At 68.3% G+C, this 13,082-nt stretch carries 10 protein-coding genes and 2 pseudogenes; 7 read left to right on the top strand and 5 right to left on the bottom strand.

The genetic code is table 11. The features are described 5' to 3' along the window. Window positions 1–261: 261 nt before the first annotated feature. Together AB0H62_RS15835 and AB0H62_RS15830 are read left to right on the top strand one after the other, a co-directional pair. Window positions 262–1,329 (top strand): NADP-dependent oxidoreductase, encoded by a 1,068-nt coding sequence (locus AB0H62_RS15835; RefSeq protein WP_220242429.1) that lies wholly within the window; start codon window positions 262–264, stop codon window positions 1,327–1,329. Between the two features lie 420 nt (window positions 1,330–1,749). Next, a complete protein-coding gene (locus tag AB0H62_RS15830; protein ID WP_360586619.1) occupies window positions 1,750–2,880 on the top strand; it encodes a beta-propeller fold lactonase family protein in 1,131 nt (376 codons plus the stop codon). A 162-nt stretch (window positions 2,881–3,042) separates the two neighbouring features. Here AB0H62_RS15830 and AB0H62_RS15825 read toward each other — a convergent pair whose 3' ends face one another. Continuing rightward, window positions 3,043–3,816: an SDR family oxidoreductase gene (locus AB0H62_RS15825; protein WP_220242427.1), complete on the bottom strand. Its 774-nt coding sequence runs from the start codon at window positions 3,814–3,816 to the stop codon at window positions 3,043–3,045. A 225-nt stretch (window positions 3,817–4,041) separates the two neighbouring features. On the opposite strand from AB0H62_RS15825, the gene AB0H62_RS15820 reads away from it, so the two are divergent. From AB0H62_RS15820 to AB0H62_RS15810, 3 genes and pseudogenes are all read left to right on the top strand, one after another. Beyond that, the gene (locus tag AB0H62_RS15820) at window positions 4,042–4,968 is read left to right on the top strand and encodes a LysR substrate-binding domain-containing protein (RefSeq protein WP_360586616.1); all 927 of its coding nucleotides are present in this window, start codon (window positions 4,042–4,044) and stop codon (window positions 4,966–4,968) included. A 355-nt stretch (window positions 4,969–5,323) separates the two neighbouring features. Beyond that, on the top strand, window positions 5,324–5,482 hold the full coding sequence (locus tag AB0H62_RS15815) for a hypothetical protein (protein ID WP_220242425.1): 159 nt from the start codon (window positions 5,324–5,326) through the stop codon (window positions 5,480–5,482). A 44-nt stretch (window positions 5,483–5,526) separates the two neighbouring features. Next, a pseudogene (locus AB0H62_RS15810) lies at window positions 5,527–6,792 on the top strand (MFS transporter); the annotation flags it as partial. Window positions 6,793–6,858: 66 nt separating this feature from the next. Here the strand turns inward: AB0H62_RS15810 and AB0H62_RS15805 are convergent. Then, window positions 6,859–6,939 (bottom strand): annotated as a pseudogene (locus tag AB0H62_RS15805) (hypothetical protein); the annotation flags it as partial. 440 nt (window positions 6,940–7,379) lie between these two features. Between AB0H62_RS15805 and AB0H62_RS15800 the strand changes: the two are divergent. Further along, window positions 7,380–8,810 (top strand): low temperature requirement protein A, encoded by a 1,431-nt coding sequence (locus tag AB0H62_RS15800; protein WP_360586614.1) that lies wholly within the window; start codon window positions 7,380–7,382, stop codon window positions 8,808–8,810. Window positions 8,811–8,872: 62 nt separating this feature from the next. Here the strand turns inward: AB0H62_RS15800 and AB0H62_RS15795 are convergent, their stop codons facing one another. Together AB0H62_RS15795 and AB0H62_RS15790 are read right to left on the bottom strand one after the other, a co-directional pair. Then, entirely contained in the window at window positions 8,873–10,096 is a 1,224-nt protein-coding gene (locus AB0H62_RS15795) for a flavin-dependent oxidoreductase (RefSeq protein ID WP_360586612.1), read from the bottom strand. Then, on the bottom strand, window positions 10,096–11,448 hold the full coding sequence (locus AB0H62_RS15790) for an MFS transporter (protein ID WP_360586611.1): 1,353 nt from the start codon (window positions 11,446–11,448) through the stop codon (window positions 10,096–10,098). Before AB0H62_RS15790 ends, AB0H62_RS15795 begins: the two co-directional genes overlap by 1 nt. Window positions 11,449–11,531: 83 nt before the next feature. Between AB0H62_RS15790 and AB0H62_RS15785 the strand changes: the two genes are divergently transcribed. After that, window positions 11,532–12,284: an IclR family transcriptional regulator gene (locus AB0H62_RS15785; protein ID WP_220242420.1), complete on the top strand. Its 753-nt coding sequence runs from the start codon at window positions 11,532–11,534 to the stop codon at window positions 12,282–12,284. Between the two features lie 4 nt (window positions 12,285–12,288). Here AB0H62_RS15785 and AB0H62_RS15780 read toward each other — a convergent pair whose 3' ends face one another. Continuing rightward, window positions 12,289–13,050, bottom strand: coding sequence for an IclR family transcriptional regulator (locus tag AB0H62_RS15780; protein ID WP_255638213.1), 762 nt, complete (start codon window positions 13,048–13,050; stop codon window positions 12,289–12,291). Window positions 13,051–13,082: the final 32 nt, after the last annotated feature.

Genomic DNA, 13,082 nt, shown 5'->3' with positions numbered 1-13,082 from the left:
TTCGAGGATTTGGACTCTATCACGGGTCCAAAGGGTGACTAGTGTGGTTGCGTGGGAGGAACCACGGCGCGCGGATACCACGGCGCTGGCGATCCGTGAGCCCGACCCGGAAGCCGACGATCAGGTTGCAGCTCTGTTGGCGCGTCTGCGATCCGACACTGCCGACCTGGCGGGAGCCGCCGTGACCTCGGTGGCGAAAAGCATCCGATTTCGGGGCACGTTTGTCACCGGGTCATCCCGCACATGAGGCTGTCTCGACGCATGTCGATCGCGGCCGACCGATTGCGCCGCCCACGTGCACCTTTGGCCGGCGCGGATGAAGTCGGCCCCATCGTCGAGTGGTCAAAAAATACCAGATCGATCAAAATAAAAGGAGAATTGATGCGTGCCGCTGGAGTGCGTGAGATCGGTGGCCGAGTCGAGTTACTCGACCTCCCCGAGCCTGATGGCCCCGGTCCCGAGGAAGTGTTGGTCGAGGTTGCGGCGGCCGGCGTCGGCAACTGGGACGGCATTGTCCGAGACGGGGCCTGGAACGTCGGGTTGACACCGCCGATGGCCCTCGGCGTGGAAGTCGCCGGCACGGTTGTCGCGGTCGGTTCGAAGGTCACGAACCTTCGGCCGGGCGACGAAATTCTCGGCCATCCGGTTCCGCTGCGTCACCAGGGTTGCTGGGCCGAGCGCTTGGTCGTAGACGCCGATCTGCTCGTGCTGAAGCCTCTCGGCGTGCCATGGGACACGGCGGCGGCGTTCCCGGTGCCTGCGCTGACAGCGGAACAGGTGCTCTCCGAATCGCTCAAAGTCGCCGAGAACGAGACGCTGCTCGTCCACGGCGCCGGTGGGACAACCGGCGGGTTGGCTGTGCAGCTCGCCGCACTGCGTGGGGTCCGGGTGATCGCCACTTCCGGACCGTCGAGCACCGCTCGAGTGGTACGGGCCGGGGCGACCGAGGTCGTCGACTACCACGACAGCAGCTGGCCGGATCGTGTCCGTGAATTGACCGGCGGCGTCGGAGTCGACGCCGCCGTCAACGCTGTTTCCGGAGGCAGCGCCGACACCGTCCTGGCTTTGCGAGCGGGCGGTCGGATGGCGACCATCACCGGCGACCCGCCGGCGGCCGAGCGTGGCATCAGCGTTGCCGACGTTTACGTACGCCCGGATTCGGCCCAGCTCGAGGAGCTTTGTCTGCTCCTGGGTGATGGCCGGCTGACCTTGTCGGTGGGCGCCACACTGCCACTGGCCGAGGCGGCGACGGCCCTTGAGCGCGCTGTTTCCGGCGCCAAGGGTGGTCCGGTCGTCCTTCGAATCGCGCCGGAGCGTACCGGAAACTGAGCCCGTTCTCTCCCGTTGCATCGGTACCGGCGCCGGAGCGCACCACAGCGCGCCGGCGCCGGTCGGGTCGTCTGTCGTCGCCCGGTGGATCACGCGGCCGACGGTGGCGTCGCGGGTCTTGCCCAGGTGCCGGTAGACCGTCGAGGCCGGCCCGTCGTCGAGCGAGATCGCACGTATTTGCCCGTTCGTACCCCAGGATCCTGCGTCGAGGAATGATCGCGGCGCCGTCGGTAAGACGGCGCGATGGAGCGACACCTAGTCACACGTACGAGGAAACGATGGTCGCGTCTTGTCGCTCGGCGGGTCGCGTGGCATGCCGTTCGGTCCAGGTGTGCCGGCCTGGTTCGGGTCGGCGTCGGTTCCCCGGATCGAGGCAAACACAACGAACGGCAAGACCACAGAAAAGGAACCGACAAAAGAATGGCAAGACACATCATCACCCGCGCCGCGCTCGGGGCTGCCGCTGTTCTGGCGACCATCACGATCGCGGCTCCGGAGGCCTCGGCGTCCGCACAGGACCACAGTGGTGCGGTGTTCGTGCAGACCGACAGCCCGAAGGGCAACGCTGTCGTCGCCTACCGCCGGTCCTCCGACGGGACGCTGAAGCAAACGGCTGTCTACCAGACCGGTGGCCTCGGCGGCGTGTTGGACGGGTCGGTCGTCGACCACCAGGCTTCACAGGGCTCGCTCGCCTACGACGAGCGCCACCAAGTGCTGATCGCGACGAACGCCGGCAGCAACACCGTGACCGTGTTCGCCGTCCGTGGCGGTCAGCTGGTTCGCATCCAGACTCTGGCCTCCGGCGGCCGATTCCCCGTGAGTGTCGCAGTCCACGGTGACCGGGTCTACGTCCTCAACGCTCTGGACGGCGGGTCGCTCCAGGGCTACTGGAACCTCGGTGGTCACCTGATCCCGCTGCCCGGCCAGCACCGGGCGCTGGGGCTCGACCCCAACGCCGCACCGCAGTTCACGCACACCCCCGCCCAGGTCGAGTTCACGCCCGACGGATCGCACCTCGTGGTGGCGACCAAGGCCGTCGGCGACAGCCTGATGGTCTACTCGGTCAACACTCTGCTCGGACTGTCCGCCAAGCCGACGGTCACGTCGACCGGCGCCGGCTCGGTTCCTTTCGGCTTCGCCTTCGACCGCGGCGGCCGGGTCCTGCTCACGGAAGCGGGCCCGAACGCGGTCGCCTCGGTCCACATCGACAAGGCCGGACGCGCGACCGTCGCGGAGACCGTGGCCACCGGCCAGGCGGCGAGCTGCTGGATCACGGTCGCGGGCGACTACGCCTACGTCGCCAACGCCGGCAGCGGGACCATCACGACCTACTCCGTTGGCCACGGCCGGCTCGAGCTGATCGGCCAGACGCCTGCTTCGGCCGGCACGATCGACCTCACCGCGTCCGGCGACGGCAAGTTCCTCTACGCCCAGGCCGGAAAGGCCGGCGAAGTCGACGCCTTCCGCATCGGGCGCGACGGCAGCCTCACGGCAGTCGGCACGATCGCAGCGCCGGATGCCGTCGGCGGTGAGGGGATCGTCGCCTCCTGACGGACCGGCGGGCGGGTGCCGGCAGCGGCGCCCACCCGCCGTGGTCACTGAGGCGCAACGAATTCCGGAACCGTAGGTCCGTGACCGGTTCCGGACGCCCGTCGGGGCTGGGCAGCGCTCAGCGCCGACGGGCGTCGTTGTCCGGGCTTTGCCGATCCCGGGTCAGTTGCGGCCGGCCATCACGCCGCCGTCGACGTCGACGATGGCGCCGGTCATCCAGCTCGACTTGTCCGACAGCAGGAACGACACGGCGTTCGCGATGTCCTCCGGTGTGCCCACCCGCCCCAGCGGGTGAACGCCGGCGAAGCTGTCGACCGTTTCGTCGAGCTTGTCCTCCGGCACGAAGCCCAAGTACAGGGGCGTTTTGACGACCGCGGGAGCGACCGCGTTGACCCGGATCCCGTGCGGGGCGAGCTCGATCGCGAGTGCCTTGGTGAACGAGTGGATACCGCCCTTCTGCACGGAGTAACCGGTGTGCGGTGTCGCCGCGATGCCCTGGTGCGCCCACATCGAGCCGACGTTCACGATGGCGCCGCCCTTGCCGCCCGCGACCATGCCCGCGACGACCGTCTGCGTGATGAAGAACAGCGCTCGGTTCAGTTCGTTGTACGAGTCGTAGAAGGCTTCGTCGTATTCGCTGAACGCCCTCGGGATGAAGAATCCCGCCGCGTTGACGAGCAGGTTGGCATCGGCGTGTTCGGCAGCGAGCTGCTTACGGACCTCGGGTACCTGGTCACGGTCGGTCAGTTCCGTCGTGAGACCCCAGGCCTTTCCCTTCTGCGACAAAGCGTCGACTGCCGCCTGGACTCGCTCGGGATTCCGGCCCGTGATCACGGCGGTGCCACCCGCGGCGACCACCTGGTGGGCCGTGGCCAGCCCCATACCGCTGCTGCCGCCGACCACGACGACCTTCTGGCCCTCGAAACTCTCGCTCATGACCGTTTACTCCTTCACGCGAAATCCGGACACCGGGTGATTCCCGGATCGGGCTACAGGACGTTCGTGGCGCGCGGCCGGCGGTTCTTACCGACGGTCGTGGCGACCGCCTGGGAAGGCGGCTCGCGCGTAACGTGCGCTCCTACCTCGTACGCGCCCCGTCGGAGCCGGATTGCGGTATGTTTCCACGATGCCAATGTGGGCTGAAGCTCTGTGTGTATCGGTATGTCGAGCACCGTGATGACGCCCAATCTTCTCGACGGACGGTTGAAGATCCGGCATCTGCTGCTGGTCGATGCGATCGCGCGTCGTGGCACCTTGGTGGCGGCCGCCGATGATTTGAACATCACCCAGCCCGCCGCGACGCGCACGCTGCGCGAACTCGAGGAAATCCTCGGGGTGGCGTTGTACGACCGGAACCCGAGGGGGCTGTTGCCGACGCCGTTCAGTGAGGCGTTCGCGGCGCATGCTCGGGCTGTCGTGTCCCAGATTCGCCAGGCTGGGAAGCACGTGGCGCAGCTACGGGACGCCGACCGCGGGACGGTCGCGATCGGTATCCACCTCACGGGGTCGAATGCTCTTGTCCCGCGGGCGGTGGAGGTCTTGAAGGCCCGGCACCCGCTCTTGACCGTCGAGCTGACCGAGGCGTTGCCCCGCAGGATGCTGTCGGAACTGGGGTCGGGACGCCTCGACCTTGTGGTGGGCCGGCTGACGCAGCCGACGGACGAACACTTCATCCGGCTCCCACTGCACGAGGAGGCCGTGTCGCTCGTGGTCCGCGCGGAGCATCCGCTGGCCGGCCGCGAAGGGATCGATGCGTCGGAGCTTTCCGGTTATCCGTGGATCTTTCCCGATGCCGACGCTCGTTTGCGCGGCGAGCTGGACCAGTTTTTCAGCGCTCGTGGCATTCCGCTGCCGGTCAACCGGGTCGAGACCACGGCGTACCTCGCGGTGAGGCATTTACTCCTCGCCACGGACTCGATCGCGGCGCTGTCCGTCTCCATCCATGAAGGACTGGCGGGTGTGGTGAGTTTGGGGCCGGAGTTCGAGCTGGCCAGTCACAGCGTCGGCATCACGTTGGCCGCCGGCCGAGAAGTCACGCCCGCGGCGAGCGCGATGATCGGCATTCTCCGGGAGCTTGTCGGGTCGTAGCGGTATGCCACTCCTGGTATGTCCGACGGCAGAACGCGCATTGGCGCGGTCTGCGATCGCTGATGGATGCTGCTCGCCAGACCTACCGGCGGCCGGACTGACGGCCTCACGAGGAGGAGTGATCGGCAGTGACCGTCCCCAGCAGCACCTTCGTTCCCGACGGGCGTGATGCCTTGGCTTTCCGGCACGCGTTGCGGCATTTCCCGACGGGTGTCAGTGTGATCACGATCCCGACGGCGACGGCGTGCACGGGATGACGGCCAGCTCGTTTGATCTTTCACCATTCGAACAATTTCGAGCTGGGTGAAAACATCCCGCGGGGAGTGAGGGCGGGTTCTGACGGGGTCTCCGCGCCGTGACCGACGTGGTGGCGCTGCCGGGGCGCCGCGGTCTGTCCGTTTCGGACGAAGTACTGCACCGTGACCCTTCGACGCAGCAAGAGCCACACCCCGACGTGGTACGCGCGTGGACCACGGTCGAACACCGCTGCGCGGCCGCCTCGGTCGCCCGCTGATCGCGTAGTTCCGCAAGTCCCCACCGAACAACGGAGTTCACCCCATGAGCCGGCTGTCCCCACCGGCCCGCACGGCGCGGCAGATGAGAAAGAACATCCTCGTCAGCGTCGCCGGTTCGGCCATCGAGTGGTACGACTTCTTCATCTACGCGTCGGCTTCGGCGCTGGTGCTGAACAAGCTTTTCTTCCCCTCGGTCGATTCGGTCGCGGGCACTCTGCTCGCGTTCAGCACGTTCGCCGTCGGTTTCCTGATCCGGCCGGTGGGGGCCGCCGTGTTCGGGCACTTCGGTGACAAGTTCGGCCGCAAGCCGGCGCTGGTGACCGCCATGATGATCATGGGCGCGGCGACCACCGCGATCGGCTTGCTGCCGCCGTATGCCACGCTCGGCGTGGCCGCCCCGATCCTGCTCGTGGTGCTGCGGCTGATCCAAGGCCTCGCACTGGGCGGTCAATGGGGCGGTGCGGTACTGCTCGTCACGGAGTGCGCGCCGGAGGGCAAACGCGGCTTCTACGGCAGCTTCGCGCAGCTCGGCGTACCGATCGCGCTGATCTTCTCCAACGTGATGTTCCTCGTGCTCTCGGCCACCGTGTCGCCGGCCGCCTTCCTTGCCTGGGGCTGGCGGATCCCATTCCTGCTCAGCATCGTGCTGATCGCGGTCGGGCTCTACGCCCAGTCGCGGGCGTCGGAAACCCACGCGGCGCCTTCGGCGGAATCGGCGCAGCGGCGCGCGCCGCTGCTGGAACTCCTGCGTTCGCACCCGAAGCAGATCCTGCTGGCCGCCGGCGCGACCGTGATCAACGGCGGTGCCTACTACCTGCTGACCGTGTACATCCTGTCCTATGCCACGCAAGCGCTTTCACTACCGCGCGGCACGATCCTCGTGGCGGTGCTCGTGTCGGCCGTCGCGTCGGGACTCACGATCCCCGCGGCCGCCGCGCTGTCCGACCGCATCGGCCGCCGGCGCGTGTTCCTCACCGGCGCGGTGCTGCTCGCGGTGTGGGGCTTCCCGATGTTCTGGCTCGTGAACACGGGTTCGCCCGTGCTGATCACGCTGGCACTCGTGGTGGCGCAGGTCGTCTTCAGCCTCACCTACGGCCCGTGCCCGGCGTTGTTCTCCGAGATGTTCGGCGCCGGCGTGCGGTATTCGGGCGTATCCGTGGGCTACCAGATCGGCGCCGTCGCCGGTGGTGCGCTCGCGCCGATCATCGCCACCTCGCTGTTCGCCGAGTTCCACACGGCCGACGCGATCGCTCTGTACCTGGCCCTGATGGCTGCCGTGTCGTTCGTCTCGGTGTTCCTGGTGACCGAATCCGTCCGGCGCAAGAGGACGTTCCAGTTCTGCGACCTGCTGCGAGACCGCGGACTGGGTGTATCCCAGCTCGGCGGCGGCGAACGAGCCGAGCCGCACGACGGCCGCGAGGGTCACCAGATTCCGCGGATCGAACAGCCATGACATGAAGTGAACCGTCATCGACAGATCCCTCGACGTCGGGTCGGGTTCTATCCCACTCCGTTCCACGCGAAGACGAACCTGATGAATTAATGGTAGGTCTGTCCATCAGCGTTAATTCCGGAATCGTTCTGCAGACGTCGGCGTCGCGCGCTTGGCCGCCGCCCGCGGCGATAGGAGGGAAGCCTCGACGGAACGGCCGAAGTGGCCGCCATCGATCCAGTATGGAATTGTTCGAACAAGCCGGTTCCGTCCGATGTCGACAGACGCGCCACGCACCGAGCCGTGCCGAGGGAGAATCATGGGGAAGAGCACTTCGACGAGTTCAAGACCTACCCGTCGATCGTCGTGTCCCACTCTCTCCGAGAACTGATCGCACTGCCGACCACACGTCGCGGACGCTCCGCCAGGCGTGTGGGACGCTCGCACGCGGAGAGAGCCACGTCATGACACCCGATTCCCGATTCCGGCTCGTCGCGATGAGGCCGCGCGACCCGAACGAGACCGGACGGGCCGCGTCCACGCTGGAGCTGTTCTTCGACCTCGTCTTCGTCGTCGCCGTGAGCATCGCCGCCGCGCAACTGCACCACGGACTCACCGAGGGGCACGTACTCGACGGGATCTTCAACTACTGCTTCGTGTTCTTCGGGATCTGGTGGGCCTGGATGAACTTCACCTGGTTCGCCACGTCCTTCGACACCGACGACTGGCTGTACCGGGTGACCACCATCGTGCAGATGGGTGGCGTGCTCGTCTTCGCCTCCGGCATCGGGCCCGCCTTCGAGGAACACGACTACTCGGTGCTCATCATCGCCTACGTCGTCATGCGCGCGGCACTCGTCGCCCAGTGGCTCCGCGCGTCCCGGTCGTCGGGCCCCATCCGCCGGGCCACGCTCAGGTACGCGGTCGGCATCTCACTGGTCCAGGCCCTGTGGCTCGCCTCCCTGCTACTTCCCACCGGGATGTTCACCGTCGCGCTGATCGTGCTCGTCGCCGCGGAAATCGTCGTGCCGATCCTCGCCGAGCGCACCGGGACCACGCCCTGGCACCCGCACCACATCACCGAGCGCTACGGCCTGTTCACCCTCATCCTCCTCGGCGAGAGCCTGCTCGCCTCCGCCAACGCGATCATCGAGGCCCTGCAGGACGCCGAGTCGCCCGGCCGGCTCATCGGTATCGCCGCGCTCACGCTCATCGCCACGGCGGCCCTGTGGTGGATCTACTTCTGGCCCCCGCACCACCACGCCATCAAAGACGTCGCCAGCTCCCTGGCCTACGTCTACGGGCACTTCTTCATCTTCGCCGCCGCAGGCGCGTTCTCCGCCGGCATCGAAGTCGAGATCGACGTCCTCACCGGGCACACCGCGCTGCACCCGCCCTACGCGTCCTTCGCCTACACAATCCCGCTCGCAGTCTTCGTCATCGGCATCTGGGCCCTCGCGATCAGGCCCCACGCCGACCGCGTCGTCAACACCGCCCTGCCTCTGGCCGGACTCCTCGTCCTCGTCGACCCCCCTCATCCCGATCCCCTTCGCCCTCACCGCGGCGATCCTCGCCGGCACCGTCACCGTGCTCGTCTGGCGACGGCAGACCGATGGCCACGACGCCTGAGCCCGCACGCGTGTCCGACAGGCTGCCGCAGCACACTGATCTCGATGAGCGAGCGCGCTGAGCGACTCGGGGGGAAGCTCGCCATCGTGACAGGCCCGGGCAGCGGCACCCTCGTACGACTCGAGTTCTGTCCGGCCGAGACCTGGAGCGGGTCGTGCCCCGTTGGCTACGACCGCGAACGCCGGGCGAGACGAGCCGCCCGACGTTCCCCTCCTCGCCGCCAACTGCTGCGGACCGAGGTTGATCCTGTTGCGGCGGCCAGGTAGGCGACAGCGCGTGTCCCGGATCCAGAGCGAGACCCGCGACCGGAGCGCCGCGCCGGGCCCCTTCAGCGCCGGGCTGACAGCTCTGTCAGTGAGTACCCGGCGATCTCCTTGTAACTGGTCAGGATTGCCTCCAGTTCCCGGGGGTCGACGACATTCTCGAGCCGGTCGAAGGGGCGGTCGCCGGTGCGTTCGTAGACCTCGCGCAGGATCGCGTCGGGTGGGGTGGTGCGGTTGGCGCGGACGACGGCGGCGGTGGCGGGGAGGCGTTCGGCCTCGTAGGCGGACAGGGCGGCGACCACGTCGGACGTCGCGGTGAGTTGGGTGGCCAGCGCGCGGGCATCCAAAATGGACTGTCCGGCGCCGTTGGAACCACGCGGCACCATGGGGTGTGCGGCGTCGCCGAGGAGGGTGATGCGGCCGGTGCCCCACGAGGGCAGTGGTTCCTGGTCGACCATCGGGTATTCCAGGATCGTCGTGGACGAGGACAGCAGCGCCGGGACGTCCAGCCAGTCGAAGTGCCAGTCGGCGAAGGCGGGCAGGAAGTCCTCGAGCCGTCCGGTGCGGTTCCAGTCGCGGTCGGCGTGCTGGGGCGTCTCGATTTCCACCACCCAGTTGACGAGCTGGCGGCCCTCGTCGTCGACGTGGTTGCGGATGGGGTAGACGACGAGCTTGCCGGTGGCGAGCCAGCCGGCGCGGATCATGCTGGCGCCGCCGAGGATGGCGGGCCACGGGGTGACCCCGCGCCACATGTTGTAGCCCGAGTACACCGGTCCGCTCTGGTCCGGGTGCAGTTGCCGGCGGACGACAGAGTTCACGCCGTCGCAGCCCACGACGACGGCGGCGCGCACGCTGCCCTGCTCGAACTCGGCCGTGGCCCCGGTGGCGTCCTGGGAGACCGCCACGCAGCGGCGGCCGGTGACCAGCCGGTCGGGACCGAGCCGGTCGCGGACCGCGCGCACCAGGATGTCGTGCAGGTCGCCGCGGTGGATGGAGAACTGGGGCCAGGGGTATCCCGCGGTCCGGCCGGTCGGCTCGGTGTAGATGCGCTGGCCGAACCTGTTGAAGTAGAGCGAGCTCTCGGTTTCGATCGCGACCGCGGACAGTTCGTCCGCCAGGCCGAGCCGGGTCAGTTCCCGGGTGGCGTGCGGCAGCAGGTTGATCCCGACACCGACGGCCGAGAGCTCGTCGACCGCTTCGTGGACCGTGCAGTCGACGCCGGCGGCGTGCAGTTCGAGGGCCAGGGTCAGGCCGCCGATGCCTCCACCGATGATGACGACTTCCGACATCAGTGCTCCATTTCTTCTCTGGGTGCCGCCGGGGAGACCCGGCGAGGTGCGTGATCGCGAACGAGCACAAAGGACGTACTGACCACGGCGAGCACGGCGGCCACAGCGACCGCGACGAACAGCACGGCGCTGCCACCGAACGCGCTCAGCAACGCGCCGCCGATCGAGGGGCCGAGGATGCCGCCGACCCGGCCGACGCCGAGCATCGAGCCTGCGCCGGTCGCACGGGCCTGAACCGGGTAGGTGGCCGCGCAGATGTTGTTGAGCAGGAACTGGCCACCGATGATGAACAACCCCGCGAACCCGACCGCGACGATGTTCACCGCCGTCGAACCGCCGACGGCGACGACGAGCGTGGCCACCGCGCCCAGGCCGCACCAGAGCATCAAGCTGCGCCGGGCGCCGAGGTAGCGGTCGGCGACGAGGCCGCCGAGCAGGGCACCGACGATGGACATCCCTTGCAGCACGGCGCCGAAGGTGTAGCCGGTCGCGAAGGTCTCGCCGCGCGCGATCATCAGTTGCGGTGTCCAGGTGGACAACCCGTAGACGCCGAAGAGCAGCAAGAACGACGACACCCACAGCGCCACGGTTCGCGCCCGGAACCGGGGCGCGAGCACGAGCCGCCAATCCCGGGGTTGCCGGTCGACGGACAGCCCGTGTTGGCGGTAGGACTGGGCGCGGTCTGGCCGCAGCCGGGACAGCAGGCGCACCGCCTGCTCCTGTTTTCCGCTGGCCACCAGGAATTCCACCGACTCGGGGAACACGGCGAGGTAGATCACGCCCAGCACCGCGGCGGCACCGCCCACGTAGAACAGCGACTCCCAGTCGCCGCCTTCGGTGAGCGCGACACCGAGGACCGCCGCCAGCACCCCGCCGAGAGCGAAGCCGGTGCCGCCGAGCACCGTGAGCCGGTTGTGCACCCGCTCGGGCAGGTATTCGTTCACGTACGCCGTGCCCAGCGGCAGCAGCACGCCCAGGCCCAGCCCGGTCACCGCGCGCAGCGTGACGAAGGTCGGGAACGTGGTGCCGAAGATGCCGGTCAGCACGCTGAACACCCCGGCGATCAGCAGGCCGGCGATCAGGGTGGGACGGCGGCCGATCCGGTCGGCGACGACGCCGTGGACCAGCGAGCCGACGGCGAACCCGATCAACGCGGACGACACCAGGAAACCGGTTGCCCCGCCGGACAGATGCCAGGGCTTCACCACGAAGTGGATCATGTACGACGGGATGAAGGTGTCGTAACCGTCGAACAGGGTCGCCAGGGCGACGAGCAGAACCAGCAACCAGTGGAAGGGCCGGAGTGGAGCGGTCCGCAGTTCCGTGCGGATGTCGATGGTGTCAGCGGACAAAGCGACCTCCTCCTTGAGGGCTGTGCCTGGACCTTAAGTTCGCGCGACCACCCATCGGAATCCTTGGGTTGTAGAATTCTGCTATGCGGGACGAGTCGGGGTACCTGGTTGAGTCGGCCGACAACGTGCTTCGGCTGCTGGAACTGCTGGCCCAACGAGGGCGGCTTCGGGTGAGCGAGGCTTCGGACGAGCTGGGTGTCGCCCGATCCACAGCGCACCGGTTGCTGATCACGTTGCGGCACCGCGGGTTCGCGGTGCAGGACTCGCACAAGGTGTACCGGCCGGGGCCTGCGTTCGAGCGGATGGTGCGGCCCGGTCCCTCGCCGCTGGATCTGCGCGCGGCGCTGCATATCCACCTGGCGGAGCTGAGCCAGGGACTGGGGGAGACGTGTCACCTGATGGTGCTGGAGGGCAACGGCGCCCGATTCCTCGACTGCGTGGAGAGCACGCAGATACTGAGGGTCGGGGCGCGGACCGGGATGCTGCTGCCGGCACACGTCACCTCGGGCGGCAAGGCGTTGCTGGCCGAGCTGTCGAAGGAGCAGTTCACCGCGTTGTACCCGCGGGATCTGCCCGCCCTGCCGGGCAGCGGCACCGTGAACCGGGCGGCCCTGTTGCAGCAGCTGACCGGGATCCGCCGCCGGGGGTACGCGACCAACTACGGCGAGAGCGATCGCGGCATCGTCGCGATCGGTGCCTGCGTGCGCGACGGCACTGGGCGGGCCCTGGCGGCGTTCGCCGTCGCGTTGCCGAGCCCACGGTGCCCGCGGTCCCGGATCCCGGAACTGGCCAAGGCCATCGAGGAACACTGCCGACGGGCCTCGGCCGATCTATGACGAGTCACCGGGCTCGTGCGGTCATCGCCTCCCGGACGTCGCCGCAGGTCCGGAGCAGGTGCGCGGCCATCGCCTCCGGATCGGCCGAGGCGAACCGCGCCGTGGGCACGGCGATCGCCAGTGCGATCGGCTGGCCGTCGATGACACCGATGGACGCGCCGATCGCCGTGACGCCGGGTTCGCTTTCGTCGTGGTTGAGACCGAAGTGGTTGCGGCGCACCGCAGCGAGCTCCTTGTGCAGCGCCGCGACGTCATGAATCCTGTCGCCGGGCCAAGGGGGTAGCCCGGCGGCGTGCAGCGCGGTGACCTCCACCGGGTCGAGGTCGGCCAGCATCGCTTTGCCACCGGACGTGCAGTACGCCGGCATTCGTGCGCCGGTCCGCAGGCCCACCCTCAGCGGATGGTGACTCTCGATGCCGTCGACGAACCGGATGTCGGCCGCGGCGCGGACCATCAGGTGCACGGTCTCGCCGACGTCCGCGTGAAGGCGCTCGAGGTACGGCCGAACCCGGTCGGCCAGCGGCGGCGCCCAGCCGGGGGTGGCCAGCGCGAGCAGTTCCGGTCCGGGCCGGTACTGCCGCTTGTCCCCGCGCACCGCGAACCCGCGGTGGCACAGTGTCGACAACAGCCGATGCGCACTCGAGGGCGCCACACCCAGTTCCCGGCTCGCCTCGGTCACGGTGACGTGGCCGCGTTCGGACAGCAGGGTCAGCAGCGTGAGCGCGCGGTCGACCGCTTCGATTCGGTGCCCGGAATTCTGCTCCACAGAAAAACCATACGTCGCCTTTGCGTTGTCCG

It is taken from the genome of Amycolatopsis sp. NPDC050768, assembly GCF_040654155.1.
GTDB lineage: Bacteria > Actinomycetota > Actinomycetes > Mycobacteriales > Pseudonocardiaceae > Amycolatopsis.
Note: the sequence above shows the minus strand (reverse complement) of the source record. Positions and strands in the feature narration are given on the sequence as shown.